The organism is Vibrio pacinii DSM 19139 (assembly GCF_000711795.1).
In the GTDB taxonomy this organism is placed as follows: domain Bacteria; phylum Pseudomonadota; class Gammaproteobacteria; order Enterobacterales; family Vibrionaceae; genus Vibrio; species Vibrio pacinii.
Window position 1 is genome coordinate 169,730 of record NZ_JONH01000011.1, and the last position, 14,508, is coordinate 184,237.

Consider the following 14,508-nt stretch of genomic DNA (forward strand, 5'->3'; position numbering starts at 1 on the left):
AGAGGCGTAATCGTAGTAACTTGATTTAATTAGGTACTTTCACTTTGTGAAATAGACCATACAACACAGGCACGACAATAAGTGTCAGGACAGTAGCAAAGCCAAGACCAAACATGATTGTCACCGCCATCGGTTTAAAGAAGATATCGGGTAATAGTGGCACCATACCCAACACCGTCGTAATCGCCGCCATACAAACAGGTCGCACACGGCTGAGCGCAGCATCCACAACGGCTATATAAGGATCTTTGCCGGAGTGCATTTCTATTTCAATCTGATCGAGTAACACGATGCCGTTTTTAAGTAACATCCCCGATAAGCTTAAGAAACCCAACAGCGCCATAAAGCCAAATGGCGTATCTAAGACCAATAATCCCGTCGTCACACCAATAATCGCTAAAGGCACGGTAAGCCAGACAATGATTGGCTCTTTAACCGAATTAAACAGAAACACAGTTACTAGGAACATAAACAAGTAACCCATCGGCATGGTGGTAAACAGAGATTCTTGAGCGTCACTAGACGACTCATACTCTCCGCCCCACTCCAATGAATAACCTGGTGGAAGTTCTATCGCCTCTATCAATGGCATCAAGCGTTTTTGCAGTGTCGCTGCGGTTTCTTCACCAAGAATATCCGGATCCGCCATAATAGTCAGTGTACGTTTACGGTTCTTACGCACAATAATCGGGTCTTCCCAACGTAAGTCGTAACCTAAGGTAATTTGTTGCAGCGGAATGTATTCACTTAATGCCGGGCTCCAGATCTTCATTCCTTCAATGTTACGAATATCAATTCGCTCATCTTCAGGCAATCGCGCCACGATCGGCATTAAGGTGGTACCATCACGATAGACACCCACGGTTTTGCCCGAGAAAGACATGGCTAAGAACTCGTCGACATCGGATTTAGTGATGCCGTAACGTCGAGCTTGGCTCTCGTTAAATTGAGGCTCTAAGATCTTAGTACGCTCGCGCCAGTCGTGACGAATATTGGTCGCGCCTGGGTCTGCATGCATAATATCTTCCACTTGGCGCGCAATACCACGCAGCACCGTAGGGTCCGAGCCTATGACTCGAGCTTCGATTTTTGCTCCACCACCTGGACCGAGTTCAATCTTTTTCAGCTTGTAATTTAACTCAGGAAAGCCCTGTTCTAGGTGCTGCCTGAAATCACTCATTAAACGATCCAATTGCTCATAATTGGTCACTCGGGTCGTGATTTCACCATAGGCGGCGTAGCTTTTCTCTGGCGCGTAAGTCAGCATAAAGCGTTGCAAGCCTTTACCAGCCGTTGTGGTGATATGTTCAACGCCGTCTTGATCAGACAACCAAGACGCCAGCGCTTTAAGCTTGGTGTTGGTCGCGCGAATATCGGTTCCCTCAGGCAACCAGATATCCGTTTGAAAAATCGGCGTTGTTGACGAAGGGAAGAAAGACTGTTTGACTTGAGTAAAGCCACCAATACTGGCAGCTAAGCCTAAAACTAATACAATCACAGTCAGCCAAGCGCGCTTCATGCAAAACTCTAGGAAGTTCTTGTAGACAACAAAGATCATCCCGTTGTAAGGATCGCTCTCTTCACCAGTTTGCTTAAACTTTTGTCCTTTAAAGAAAATATCGGCAAAAAACGGGGTAAGCGAGATTGCGGTAAACCAGCTAAGCATTAAAGAGATCAGCAGCACAGTAAATAAAGTGCCACAATATTCGCCTGTCGCATCTTCAGACAGACCAATTGGCGCAAAGGCAGTCACCGCAATCACCGTTGCCCCCAAAAGCGGCCATTTGGTTTGCGTAACAATGTCAGTTGCCGCTTGCATCCTAGTACGGCCTTTCTGGGTACCTATCAATATGCCTTCGACCACCACAATGGCATTGTCTACCAACATACCTAGCGCAATAACCAATGCGCCCAACGATATACGCTGCAAATCGATGGCAAAATACTTCATGAAAATGAAGGTACCCAACACGGTAAGCAGTAAGATGAGCCCGATCAATAGCCCAGAACGTAAACCCATAAAAAACAGTAATACGATAATCACAATCGCAACCGCTTGAGCTAAGCTGACAACAAAGCCACTGACGGATTTGTCGACCTCTTTTGGCTGACTGTAGATTTCTGCAATATCAACACCCACTGGCTGCTGATACTTCAACTCGGCAAGACGTCGATCAAATCGCTTGCCGACTTCGACTACGTTCACGCCTTGCGCGAACGACACGCCCATATTCAAGGTCAGCTTGCCATTGAAAGTGATGATGTTGCTCGGTACTTCAACGTAGCCACGCTTGATTTCTGCCACATCTTTTAAATAGATCAGTCCTTGAGCACCACTCTCAGTAATGATTAAATCACCCAGTTTATCGACGCTTTGGAACTCGCCTGTTGGGTGGATACGTATGTATTCATCACCAATTCGAATCGCTCCGGCACTCGATACTACGTTTTGTGTCGACAGCAAATTAAACACCGTTTGCGGCGCAAGCCCTAAACTACTCAAGCGTTTCATCGAAATTTCAATGAACACTTGCTCTTGCTGCTGCCCAGAAACTGACACTTTACTGACGCCATCAACGAGTTCAAGTTCACGGCGCAAGTAATCCACATAATCGAGCAACTCTTTGTAGCTGTAGCCCTGCCCCGTGACCGCAAGCAAAATACCGTACACATCGCCAAAATCATCAATAACTTGTGGCGAGTTGACTCCCGGAGGCAGCTGACCTTTAAGGTCATTGACCTTCCTACGCAGCTCATCCCATATCTGGGGAAGATCATCTGGCCCGAAATTGTTTTTCATCGTAACGGTGATTTGCGACAGACCCCGACTTGAAATCGAGTTGACTTCATCGACATAGGTCAACTGTTGAATCGCTTTCTCTATTGGGTAGGTAACCTCTTCTTCTACCTGTTGAGGTGTCGCACCAGGATAAGAGGTGACCACCATGGCATCTTTGATAGTAAATGCTGGATCTTCTAGTTGGCCTAATCCAAAAAACGCCGCAGTACCACCAATCAAGAAAATCAGTGAAATCATCCAACTAATCACGCGGTTGCGGATGAAATAAGCCGCTATGCCGGTAATGTTGTCATCACTTTGAGGCGAATTGGTCTGTTGCTCACTCATTGTCTGCCTCCTGGTTTACGATTTGCACTTTCATTCCTTCCCTTAGCGGTGAGATTCCGGCAATCACGATTTTCTGATCTGGCTTTAAGCCATCCAGTATCTGCACTACATTTTGACTCACATTGCCAGTCACGACTTTTCGCTTGGTCACCGTATTGTCGGGATTAACCAGCCAGACGAACTTGTTTTCTCGCTCGATTGATGCGCCGTCATCGTTAAATAACGCCCCAACTGGCACTTGTACACCTTGCGTGAAATTGATGTCAGCTTGGCCACCTTTCGCTGTAACCTCGACCGCCATACCGTCCAGAATAAACTCTTGCTCTGGCATTGGCAGTGACAGCGTTACAGTGAAAGTACCTGTCGCAGGGTCTGGTTCGGTGGTGTATTCCTTGACGGTAGCTGGGTACACGTTACCGCTTGGCACTTTAACAAAGGTCTCGAGAGCTTCCATCTCTTGATGGCTGGGCTGACTAGTGTATAAGCGATCGGGTAGTTGGATGAGTACTTCGACGTTTTCAATACTATGGATATTGACCACTTGCTGACCAACTTGAATATTTTCAAATTGGTCAACGCTGACGCGAGAAATAATGCCATCGACTGGGGCATAAAGCTTGGTAAATGAGAGGCGCAACTTCGAGAGCTCAAGTTCAGCAAGCGCAATTTGTCGATTGGCATCAATCTCATCAAATTGAGATTTGGCTAACAGACCTTTATCAACCAAAGGTTTAGATCGCTTAAATTGACTGTCTACGACACTAAAGCGCGCCGCGGCATTATCGACCTGAAGACGATAATCAGTTGGGTCTATCTCAGCAATAAGAGTGCCTTTGGTTAAGCGTTGACCTTCTTTCACATAGATATTATTGATCTCTCCTGCGACACGAAAGCTAAGGTGCGAACGTTCCGCCGCATTCGCAACGGCAGGGAAGTAGAGTTTGTCTAACCTTTCTTCGCTGTTAGAAAGATCAACAACTTTGACTTTTGGCAAACCAAAGTCGATGTAGTCAGGCTCTCCGCCACAACCTACGATAAGCGCCGCAGTCGAGAGAGCGCAGAGTTTAAACCATTGCTTCATTTTACAATCCTCGCTCTTTGATCCACTCTCGCACTTTGATTCCCGGCTCGATACCTTCAACGCCAGAGATGATGATTTGGTCACCCTCTTCTAAGCCGCTACTCACCTCTCCTTTCTCATTAAGAGTTATCTGCGCTTTACTGACCATTCCTTGTAAATCAACACGCCAAACGTAATAGGCACCATCTTGCTCCATTAATGCTGATGGCGGTATCTTAGTTGCCCCCGTTGATTCAACAGTCACATTGACCGTTCCTGCCATGCCAGGCAAGATCCCCACATCATTCGGTCTTTCCATGATCATCGTCACTTTATAAGAACCAGTCTTTGGATCAGCTTCTGTATCGACTTCTTGAAATAACAGCTCATATTGATGATTCGGAAAGGCATCAAACGTCATCATTGCGGTTAAGTTAACCCCGCGAGAAAAACGATTCAAAAGATGGTCAGGAAGCAAAAACATGATTTTCATCAATTGGTTGGTTTGAATGTTCATCACCCCTTGCTTGGCGGCGATGTACTCATAATTCTCCGCCGGGATTAACGATATCGTGCCATCATACGGCGCAACTAATTGTGTGTATTTCAGGTTCGCCTGAGCTTGCTCAAGCGTGGCTTTAGCGGAATTATGATTGGCTTTCGCTTGGTCAAAGTCTTGCTCTGACACAACTTTATCTGCGCGCAACTTTGTATAGCGTTGATATTGGACATCGGCTAAGCGAAATTGTGCTTCGGCTTGTTTGGCTAGCAGTGAATACTCATCAGGATTGAGCTTCGCCAATACCTCTCCCTTTTGAACCTGTTGACCAGCAAGTACTTCAATAGACTGCATTTGGCCAGGCACACGAAAAGCCAAAATAACTTTATCTCCGGCTTCTGAATTCGCAGGAAAGCTGCGTTGAAATTGTGAATTGCCGAGAGAAACCGTAAACAGTTTGGCAGGACGCGAGTCAGGCTCAGGGACGGGAGGAAGTTCCTTGCCACAACCGCTCAGAGCGGCGCTTGTGGCAAGTAACAAGGCCAGTTTGTACATAGTGATTCATCCAATGGTAATGATTAGTTACAACATAGATGAATGGGCTCAGGAGTTCCACTAAACGTACGACAAATTAGTATGCAAATTAGTCATTTGCCCTTGTTCTGAGTGAAAAGTCGCATTTTTAGAACCAGCGATTATAGTGATTTAAACTCTCGGTCAACCTTAAACCTGTCCGACGTAACGTACGCCTCTAGATCACGGACTTGTCCCTCTAACTGATGAAAGTCTTTTTCTATCGTGTTAAGCAGTGAATCTGGCGTTTGACCTTGCTGCCATGGTTTGTTCTTTAGTTTATGCTCCTGCTGCACTTTAATCGACTCAACATAATTGGCTGGTTGTTTTTCAATCATTAATGTCATCGCCGCATACGTCAACAAGACTAAAAAACTGCCGCCAAGCAGAAATGCCGAGATGAACAAGATACGTACCAACCACACCTCTATCGCAAAATAGTTAGCCAACCCGGCGCAAACCCCGGAAATCTTGCCATTAATGGGGTCACGGTACAGCTCTGTTCTATTCATAGCGTCGCCTCCATGTCGGTGTTTCTGCATCTAAAATACGTTCTAAGGTGTCGACTCGCTGTTGCATCTGTTCTGCTTTTTTCGATAAAGATTCTAACCGCTCTAGATCATCTTGCGATAGGCCTGTACTGGCGTGCTTTTTACTTCGATAGTGCAAAAACACCCACAGCGGCGCGACGAAAATCATAAAGACGCTCAACGGAACGGCGATAAGAAATGAGGACATATTTGACTCCTTTAACAGACAGATAGCCATGCTCCCCGCAAGCTATCTGCCCAACTAAACTAACAAAAATTAGTGACCAACAACTGACCCAAATGGTTATTTCTTATCTTCCATTTGTTGTTTTAGTTTTGCTAGTTCTTTTTCAATTTCATCTTGTGCTTGTAAGTCAGCAAACTCTTGATCCAGTGACTTTGCATTACCGCTTTGAGCATAGACATCGGCTTCCGCTTCCATTTCATCAATTTTACGCGAGTATTGCTCAAACTTCGCCATCGCTTCACTGGTACGAGAAGTATGTAAGTGCTTTTGCACATCACGACGATTAGACGCACTTTGACCACGAATCGCTAAAGCTTGTTGCTTGGCACGAGTCTCGGTAATTTTGGTTTCTAACTTACCAATTTCTCCGGTCAACTTATCGATCGTCTCTTCAACTAGCGTTTGTTCGGTGTGCAGCCCTTTGAGCATATCTTGCAGCTTTTGCTTCTCGATTAATGCCGAGCGAGCCAGATCTTCACGCTGCTTGGTCAGTGCCAATGTCGCTTTTTGCTGCCATTCATCAATCGCGTGTTCGATTGACTCAACTTTGCGCGCCAACTCTTTCTTGTCTGCAATCGCTTTTGCTGAATTGGTCCGCACCTCGACCAAGGTGTCTTCCATTTCCTGAATAATAAGACGAATCATTTTTTCAGGATCTTCGGCTTTGTCCAAGAGAGCACTGATGTTTGAATTTACGATATCTGCGAATCGAGAGAAAATACCCATAGTGAGGCTCCTTTGTTGCTTCCCCGAGGATGGACACTTCCACCCTCATAAATTGAATCACCCTTAATTCATTTCAAGTAGCGTGCCAATTTAAAAGAACTTAAAAATCAGACATTTAAATAAATTGGCATTGCTTTTATGATTAATGTGTGATGAATTTGACCAAGGGTTGGTAAATTTCACCACGGAGTGCTTGATGCAACAAAATCTGATTGGCGAGTCGCCGCTGTTTCTATCGGTGCTCGATAAAGTTTCAAAACTCGCCGCCATTGAGCGACCGGTGCTAATTATTGGTGAAAGAGGGACAGGTAAGGAATTGATCGCTCAACGCCTTCATTACTTATCTAAGCGTTGGGATCAACCGTTACTTTCTCTTAATTGCTCAAGCTTAAGTGAAGGCTTGATTGATTCTGAACTGTTTGGCCATGAGCAAGGTTCATTCACTGGCTCAAAAGGTCGCCACAAAGGGCGTTTTGAACGTGCAGAAAACGGTACTCTGTTTCTCGATGAACTGGCCACAGCGCCTTTATTGGTACAAGAAAAACTGCTACGTGTGATTGAATATGGTCAATATGAACGAGTCGGTGGTCACCAACAACTCAGTGCTAATGTGCGCTTGGTTTGTGCAACCAATGCCGATTTACCTACCATGGCGCAACAAGGCGACTTTCGTGCCGATCTGCTCGATCGTTTAGCTTTTGATGTTATTCACCTTCCCCCTCTTAGACAACGTCGCGAAGACATCTTGTTACTGGCCGAGTACTACGCCATTAAAATGTGCCGTGAGCTTGGGTTCGATTACTTTGTCGGCTTTAGCCAACAGGCCGAGCAAGATCTACTCGATTACCCATGGCCCGGCAATATCCGCGAGCTGAAAAACTTGATTGAGCGCGCCGTCTACCAGCATGGCGCTCAGCACACACCAATCGAGCAGCTAGTCTTTGACCCATTTAAATCGAATTGGAGTGACGAACCACTGTCTTGCAATGACACGCAAACAGACGCTGAGATACGTTTTGACTTCCCACTGGATTACAAACAGTGGCAGGAGCAGCAAGATCAGCTCATACTTAAACAAGCGTTAAAGCACAGTCAATACAATCAACGTAAAGCCGCCGAGCTTTTGGGATTAAGCTACCATCAATTCAGAGGAATGGTGCGTAAATATGACTTAACCAAACTGAGTTGACGGGCAACAAGATAGGCGAACCTATAAATTCTAGGGTTTTACTTTTGTTACCACTGTGTATTAGTGGTAAATTATTAACATCTTAAGGCATAATGACCCGTTCATTTCTGCTTTGTCTCAGACAATTGTTCTTTCTATGAAAGCATTCATTCAGTTTACATTAAGTTTAGTCGGTCTCGCCCTAATCACCGGGTGTGGTGAAGAGCTCGACCACGATAAAATCCGTCAAAAGGGGTTTGTCTATTGTGGTCAAGGTGGCCCCACGACATTTAACCCTCAATTGGTTGATAGTGGCATCACTACAGAAACCCTGAGCCCGCAGATTTTTAACACCTTGTTGACGCTCGATTCTGAGAATTACCAACCAGTTCCTAGCTTAGCGAGCGATTGGACGGTCAATACTCAAGGTACTGAGTACACCTTCACCCTGCGTGACCATGTCCAATTCCAGACCACCGCGTGGTTTACCCCGTCACGACCAATGAACGCGTCTGATGTGGTATTTAGCTTTCGTCGTATTCTTGATAAGACCAACCCGTTTCACCATGTTGGTAACGGACTGTACCCTTGGTTTAGTGGGGTCGACTTTCAGAACTTAGTGATTGATGTGGTGGCACTTTCAGACAACCAAGTGCGATTTATTCTTAGCCGTCCGGATAACAGTTTTCTATCCAATATTGCTACCAGTCACGCGGTTATCCACTCTAAACAGTATGCCAATCAACTTGAGCTAAGAGATGATAAAGGCATGCTAGACAGTCACCCTGTTGGCACCGGCCCTTTCTACCTTGCTGAATATCAAGTTAACGATTTAATTCGTCTAAAGCGACATGATGGGTATTGGAAACGTGCTCCAAAAATGAATCAAGTCGTGTTCGATATTTCTCAGCGCGGCACCGGAACGTTAGCCAAATTACTGCGCAAAGAGTGTGATGTATTGAATTCTCCGCTTTCTAGCCAGTTACCTGTGATCAATCAAAACAGTGACATTGAACTGATGGCCAAACCCGCCATGAATATTTCGTTTGTTGCGGTGAATACTTCTCACCCGGCCCTCAGTGATGCCAGAGTGAGAAAAGCGCTCAATTACGCCATTAACCGACACAATATTCTGGACTCTGTTTACTATGGTACGGGGAGTCAAGCCTATTCTGTTCTGCCTCCATCCTCATGGGCTTACCAAAAGGATGTGGTACAAATTCGTTATGATCGTAACTATGCTTTGGCACTGTTGCGCGACGCAGGTTTCAGTCAAGGGTTAGAGCTCAGTATGTTGGTCCCCCTTGAACCAAGAGCCTATAACCCGAGTCCGCGTAAAACCGCAGAACTCATCCAAGCGAATTTTGCCGATATTGGCATTACCTTAAATCTCATCACAGAAGATCGCTTTGATCGAAGCGACCGTGACAATAATATCGATCTGTTTTTAACCGGCTGGATTGCAAACACCGGAGATCCTGACAACTTCCTTCGACCGTTACTTTCTTGTGAATCCAACCGCGTCGGGTTGAATGTTTCTAGCTGGTGCAACCCTGATTTCGACTTTTTGCTCGATCTTGCGCTAGAAGTCGATAAACAGCGCTATCGACTTAACTTATATAAGCAAGCACAAAATATATTGAACGAAGAGTTTCCGGTCATCCCACTCAACCATGGCATGCAACTGCAAGCTCAGCACCGATCTTTAACTGGCTTCAAGGTCAGCCCTTTCAATGTGCAACCTTTTGATAACGTCGAGAGGGTCAAATAATGCTGTTTTATAGTCTACGTAGACTCAACCTATTTATTATCACACTATTGATTCTGACCATGGTTGGTTTCAGTATTTTGCGCCTTGAACCAGACTCGCATTGGGCTCTGCAAGACTTTTGGAGCGGTTGGTTCTCCTATTTAGGCGAACTGATGCAACTCAACTTTGGCGTCACAAAAAATGGTGTGCCGATTGTTGACGAATTGAAAACCGTCTTCCCTGCCACACTTGAGCTTTGCTTACTCGCCTTTATCATTTCGCTACTTATTGGCATTCCAATCGGCACCTTAGCTGGCATGAAACAAGGTAAGTGGATTGACACCGCCATCTCATTCACTTCAATGTCGGGTTATTCTGCGCCCCTATTTTGGATTGCGTTGTTAATGATTATGGTGTTTTCACTTCACTTGGAAGTGTTTCCAGTTGCAGGTCGTTACGACTTGTTGTACCAAATCGAACATGTGACGGGATTTGCTTTGATCGATGCCTTTTTTGCCAGTGGTGAATACCGCGCCCACGCCTTACAAAGCGTGATTGAGCATTTAATTTTGCCATGTCTGGTTCTGGCTTTGGCTCCCACCACTCAAGTTATTGGTCTGATGCGCGCATCAGTATCTGAGGTCATGGGGCAAAACTATATTCGTGCCGCGCGAATCAAAGGTTTATCGACGCATGAGATTGTGACTCAACACGTACTGCGTAACGCTATTCCACCGATTATTCCAAAGATCGGCGTACAGCTGTCAAGTATGTTAACGCTAGCAATCATAACGGAGTCGATTTTTAACTGGCCGGGTATTGGCCGTTGGTTACTTGATGCGCTCTCAAACCAAGATTATGTTGCTATCCAAGCTGGGGTGATTGTTGTTGCCTCATTGGTTCTCACTGCTAATATTCTGTCTGATTTGATTGGCGCTATGGTCAACCCGCTAGTAAGGAAAGAGTGGTATGCTAACCGATAACGTTTATCAAGAAGATCGCATTCCGACTCAGTTAGAGCGTTTTTGGCGCAGCTACCGAGCCAATAACCTGGCAATGTTTGGGCTTTGGTGTCTGATACTCGTTGTGCTGTTAACCTTGGTTTCACCTTGGATTACACCACATGATCCTCAGGCTCAGTCGAGTGAACTCTTGCTACCACCCTCTTGGAACCCACAAGGTACCGTCGAGTACTTCCTCGGCACTGACGATCTCGGACGAGATATCCTGTCGCGTTTGATTGATGGCTCTCGCTTCACGTTTGGCGCCGCGCTGATTATCACTCTGATTGCCACTGTGATTGGCTGCGCAATTGGGGTTCTTGCCGGTATGACCAAGGGCTTACTTTCTAGTACCCTCAACCACTTACTTGATACGGTAATGTCAATTCCATCGCTGCTCCTTGCGATCATCTTTGTCGCTTTTCTTGGCTTTGGCGAATTCAATATTTTATTGGCTATCTGTTTAGCCTTAATTCCGCGCTTTATTCGTTCAATTTATATCGCCATTCATGCTGAAGTCGAGAAAGACTACATCATGGCGGCACGCCTAGATGGAGCGAACGATATTTATCTGCTGTGGAACTCGATTATTCCTAATATATTGGTGGTGATTGCCTCTGAAATCACCCTTGCACTCTCTGTCGCCATTCTCGACATTACCGCACTCGGTTTTCTAGGTTTAGGCGCACAAGCTCCTAGCACGGAATGGGGGGCAATTCTTGGTGACTCTGTGGAGCTTATTTATCTCGCCCCTTGGACAGTGACTCTACCTGGTTTGGCAATTATGTTTACCGTTGTGGTCATCAACCTCGTTGGTGAAGGGGTTCGCCAAGCACTTAACGCGGGGATCGAATAATGCCGCTATTAGATATTCGCCATTTAACGATTGAAATCGAGACACCGCAAGGCATGATGAAGGCGGTTGATCGTATGAGCTTAACCCTCAACGAGGGCGAAATTCGTGGTCTGGTGGGAGAGTCTGGCTCAGGTAAAAGCTTGGTAGCAAAAGCGATTGTCGGTGTATGTAAAGACAATTGGAAAGTGACTGCCGATCGAATGCGCTTGGGCAATATCGATTTACTGCAATTGACGCCAAAAGAGCGCCGACGGGTAATCGCCCGTGACATCGCCATGATTTTTCAAGAGCCATCAACCTGTTTAGACCCATCCGATGAGGTGGGTAAGCAGCTTATTGAGTCAATTCCTGCCCGCTCTTTTGATGGCAAGTGGTGGCAACGATTCAAATGGCGAAAAAAACAAGCCGCCGCCCTGCTGCATAAAGTCGGCATTAAAAACCACCAACAAATCATGAGTAGCTATCCCTACGAACTGACTGATGGGGAATGCCAAAAGATCATGATTGCTATGGCGATTGCGGCCAAGCCAAAGTTGCTGATTGCTGATGAGCCAACCAATGACCTCGACCCGATTACACAATCACAGATCTTACGTCTGTTGAGCCGAATGAATCAAGTCCATAACACCTCAATTCTGCTTATCGGTCATGACTTGAATACCATTACACAGTGGGCAACACGAATTACCGTGATGTATTGTGGCCAGTCGGTAGAATCGGCTGATACCCAAAAGATTCTGACCAAACCTAAGCACCCTTATACCTTCGCGCTACTCAAAGCGATGCCAGATTTTAATGAATGGATACCACACAAAGAGAAACTGCACTCACTACCAGGATCCATTCCACCACTGCAGCACTTACCAATTGGTTGTCGTCTTGGTCCACGCTGTCCTTATGCGCAGCGTCAATGTGTCGAAATACCACTAACCAGACGAATTAAAAACCATAAATTTGCCTGCCACTTCCCTCTCAATACGGAGAAGAAACAAGCATGAGTGCGCTATTAGAAGTCAACGATCTCTCTAAGTCTTTTGTGACTCGGCCTGGGCTATTACGCAAGAAAGTCCACCAAGCAGTCAAACCGGTCAGCTTCAGCTTAGAGGCAGGACAAACCATTGGCTTTATTGGTCAAAATGGGTCAGGGAAATCCACATTAGCGCGGATGCTCGCTGGGGTTGTAGAGCCAACCTCTGGCGAAATACGTGTTAATGGCGAGCGTTTAGAACATCGCGACTATGAGACGCGCTGCAAGCTTATTCGGATGATTTTTCAAGACCCCAACACGTCTTTGAACCCGCGTATTCAAATTGGCCAAATTCTTGATGGGCCATTGAAACGAAATACTAGCATGCCTCCTCAAGCACGCATTAAACGTATCAAAGAGACACTACTGCGTGTTGGACTTCTACCTGAACATGCCTACTTTTATCCGCAAATGTTAGCAACAGGGCAAAAGCAGCGCGTATGTTTGGCCCGTGCTCTGATTTTGCAACCCTCAATCATTGTGGCTGATGAAGCGCTCAATGGTCTTGATATGGCGATGCGTTCACAAATCATCAACCTGTTTTTAGAGCTTCAAGAAGAGATGGGGCTATCGTTTGTATATGTATCTCAGCACATTGGTATCATCAAACACATCACCGATAAAGTGATGGTGATGCACGAAGGTGATGTAGTAGAGAGCGGTGAAACTCATCAAGTTCTCACCTATCCTCAGCATCCAATCACTCAACGCTTGGTGGAAAGTCACTTTAACAAAGTGGCCCGTTTCAGGTGATCGCAATGTGGCAGACAAGATTGATTGGGCTTATTTCACTCTTGATCGCCATCAATGCGTATGGCGGTGGAAATCAAAAGACTTGGCTTGATCCCCAGTTTATCGAGACTGCTTTTATCAACGTTGCACTGCGCAATGAATACTCTGCCGGCCAAAAACCTTTGGTTAAATGGCGACAGCCAATAAAGGTATGGGTTGAACATAAGGTTGGCGATCAAGCGTTACATGATCAACTCACTAACGCTCATATTCGTCATTTAGAGCAAATCACTGGCCATTTGATACGTCGCGTCACTTCACCCGACCAAGCAAACGTCACTTGGATTTACACTCGTGAATCGACTTGGCGTCAAGATATTAAAACGCAGTTTGGTGCCTCGGCTCTTAAGCATGTCTATGGGGCGATCTGTAAAGCAGGCTATCAAGTCTCTGGCGATGGTGCTATTTTTCAAGCGGCCGTGATAATTCCAGTCGATCAAGCTCGGGAGCACGGTAAACTGCTCGCGTGTATTGTCGAAGAGATCACTCAAGTGCTCGGTCTCCCGAATGACTCTGAGTACGCTTACCCTTCAATCTTCAATGACGAAACCGCCGAAGATTTGCTCTCTCCGCTAGATGTTGTGTTGCTCAAACTTTTGTACGAGCCGCAACTCAAACCGGGGATGAACGAACAACAAGTGAGAGACGTTATCCGGCCATTAATACAGCGCTATAAAAAAGACGGCACATTAAATAGTGCCGTCTCGATATCCACCAGCGGTGAACTGTTTCAACTGATCGGGTATTAACCTTTAAGCACCGCGCTTTCTGAGCTCAGATTCAAACTCATCTGGATAGAGCACCATGCCCTCTTCGTTGTCATTTGGAAACACAACAACTGCCAATTCGTCATCTTCCAAGCCACGCGTCCAGCGGCTAAACCATTTTGCTGTCGAAATAGACTCAGCCGTGCAATGCTCCCACTCTCCTGTTGCCCATTGCAGAGCGAACTCTTGATGTGGCCATACAGGAACACAATCTTCATCTTCGGTATTCAGCATCACGCTGCCATGCTCATCGGTTAGAATCCAAACCTTGCGCTGCTGCGCAATCTCTTTAATACAGAAGTTAAAGCGTTCTTCTGGACGCATTTTATCGACTGACTCGATTTGCTCTTTCGTTAGTGGTTGTGACATAAGAACCCCCTAAATA

The 14,508-nt window shown here is 45.9% G+C and carries 14 protein-coding genes; 7 read left to right on the forward strand and 7 right to left on the reverse strand.

Features of this window, described 5'->3' with window-relative positions:
* Positions 1-25: 25 nt before the first annotated feature.
* The 6 genes from BS19_RS07880 to pspA all read right to left on the reverse strand — a co-directional run bounded on the left by BS19_RS07880 (position 26) and on the right by pspA (position 6,762).
* Positions 26-3,127, reverse strand: coding sequence for an efflux RND transporter permease subunit (locus BS19_RS07880; RefSeq protein WP_038174472.1), 3,102 nt, complete (start codon positions 3,125-3,127; stop codon positions 26-28).
* Positions 3,120-4,208, reverse strand: coding sequence for an efflux RND transporter periplasmic adaptor subunit (locus BS19_RS07885; protein ID WP_038174473.1), 1,089 nt, complete (start codon positions 4,206-4,208; stop codon positions 3,120-3,122). The genes BS19_RS07880 and BS19_RS07885 overlap by 8 nt, the downstream gene beginning before the upstream one ends.
* Before the next feature lies 1 nt (position 4,209).
* Positions 4,210-5,241 (reverse strand): efflux RND transporter periplasmic adaptor subunit, encoded by a 1,032-nt coding sequence (locus BS19_RS07890; RefSeq protein ID WP_038174474.1) that lies wholly within the window; start codon positions 5,239-5,241, stop codon positions 4,210-4,212.
* Positions 5,242-5,381: 140 nt separating this feature from the next.
* Positions 5,382-5,771, reverse strand: coding sequence for an envelope stress response membrane protein PspC (pspC, locus tag BS19_RS07895; RefSeq protein ID WP_038174475.1), 390 nt, complete (start codon positions 5,769-5,771; stop codon positions 5,382-5,384).
* Positions 5,764-5,997 carry an envelope stress response membrane protein PspB gene (pspB, locus tag BS19_RS07900; RefSeq protein WP_038174476.1) on the reverse strand — a complete coding sequence of 78 codons (234 nt, stop codon included), beginning with the start codon at positions 5,995-5,997 and terminating at the stop codon, positions 5,764-5,766. Before pspB ends, pspC begins: the two co-directional genes overlap by 8 nt.
* 96 nt (positions 5,998-6,093) lie before the next feature.
* Entirely contained in the window at positions 6,094-6,762 is a 669-nt protein-coding gene (pspA, locus tag BS19_RS07905; protein ID WP_038174477.1) for a phage shock protein PspA, read from the reverse strand.
* Positions 6,763-6,958: 196 nt separating this feature from the next.
* Here pspA and pspF point away from each other — a divergent pair, with 196 nt between their 5' ends.
* The 7 genes from pspF (at position 6,959) to BS19_RS07940 (ending at position 14,105) form a co-directional block, all read left to right on the forward strand.
* Positions 6,959-7,951: a phage shock protein operon transcriptional activator gene (gene pspF / locus BS19_RS07910; RefSeq protein ID WP_038174478.1), complete on the forward strand. Its 993-nt coding sequence runs from the start codon at positions 6,959-6,961 to the stop codon at positions 7,949-7,951.
* Positions 7,952-8,087: 136 nt separating this feature from the next.
* On the forward strand, positions 8,088-9,701 hold the full coding sequence (locus BS19_RS07915) for an ABC transporter substrate-binding protein (RefSeq protein WP_038174479.1): 1,614 nt from the start codon (positions 8,088-8,090) through the stop codon (positions 9,699-9,701).
* A complete protein-coding gene (locus BS19_RS07920) occupies positions 9,701-10,663 on the forward strand; it encodes an ABC transporter permease (RefSeq protein WP_038174480.1) in 963 nt (320 codons plus the stop codon). The genes BS19_RS07915 and BS19_RS07920 overlap by 1 nt, the downstream gene beginning before the upstream one ends.
* Entirely contained in the window at positions 10,650-11,537 is an 888-nt protein-coding gene (gene sapC, locus BS19_RS07925) for a putrescine export ABC transporter permease SapC (protein WP_038174482.1), read from the forward strand. The genes BS19_RS07920 and sapC overlap by 14 nt, the downstream gene beginning before the upstream one ends.
* Positions 11,537-12,535, forward strand: coding sequence for a peptide ABC transporter ATP-binding protein (locus BS19_RS07930; protein WP_038174483.1), 999 nt, complete (start codon positions 11,537-11,539; stop codon positions 12,533-12,535). The genes sapC and BS19_RS07930 overlap by 1 nt, the downstream gene beginning before the upstream one ends.
* Entirely contained in the window at positions 12,532-13,317 is a 786-nt protein-coding gene (locus tag BS19_RS07935) for a peptide ABC transporter ATP-binding protein (RefSeq protein WP_038174485.1), read from the forward strand. The genes BS19_RS07930 and BS19_RS07935 overlap by 4 nt, the downstream gene beginning before the upstream one ends.
* Before the next feature lie 5 nt (positions 13,318-13,322).
* Positions 13,323-14,105, forward strand: coding sequence for a DUF2927 domain-containing protein (locus tag BS19_RS07940; RefSeq protein WP_038174486.1), 783 nt, complete (start codon positions 13,323-13,325; stop codon positions 14,103-14,105).
* 3 nt (positions 14,106-14,108) lie between these two features.
* Here the strand turns inward: BS19_RS07940 and BS19_RS07945 are convergent, their stop codons facing one another.
* Positions 14,109-14,492 (reverse strand): DUF2750 domain-containing protein, encoded by a 384-nt coding sequence (locus BS19_RS07945; RefSeq protein WP_038174488.1) that lies wholly within the window; start codon positions 14,490-14,492, stop codon positions 14,109-14,111.
* Between the last annotated feature and the right edge of the window lie 16 nt (positions 14,493-14,508).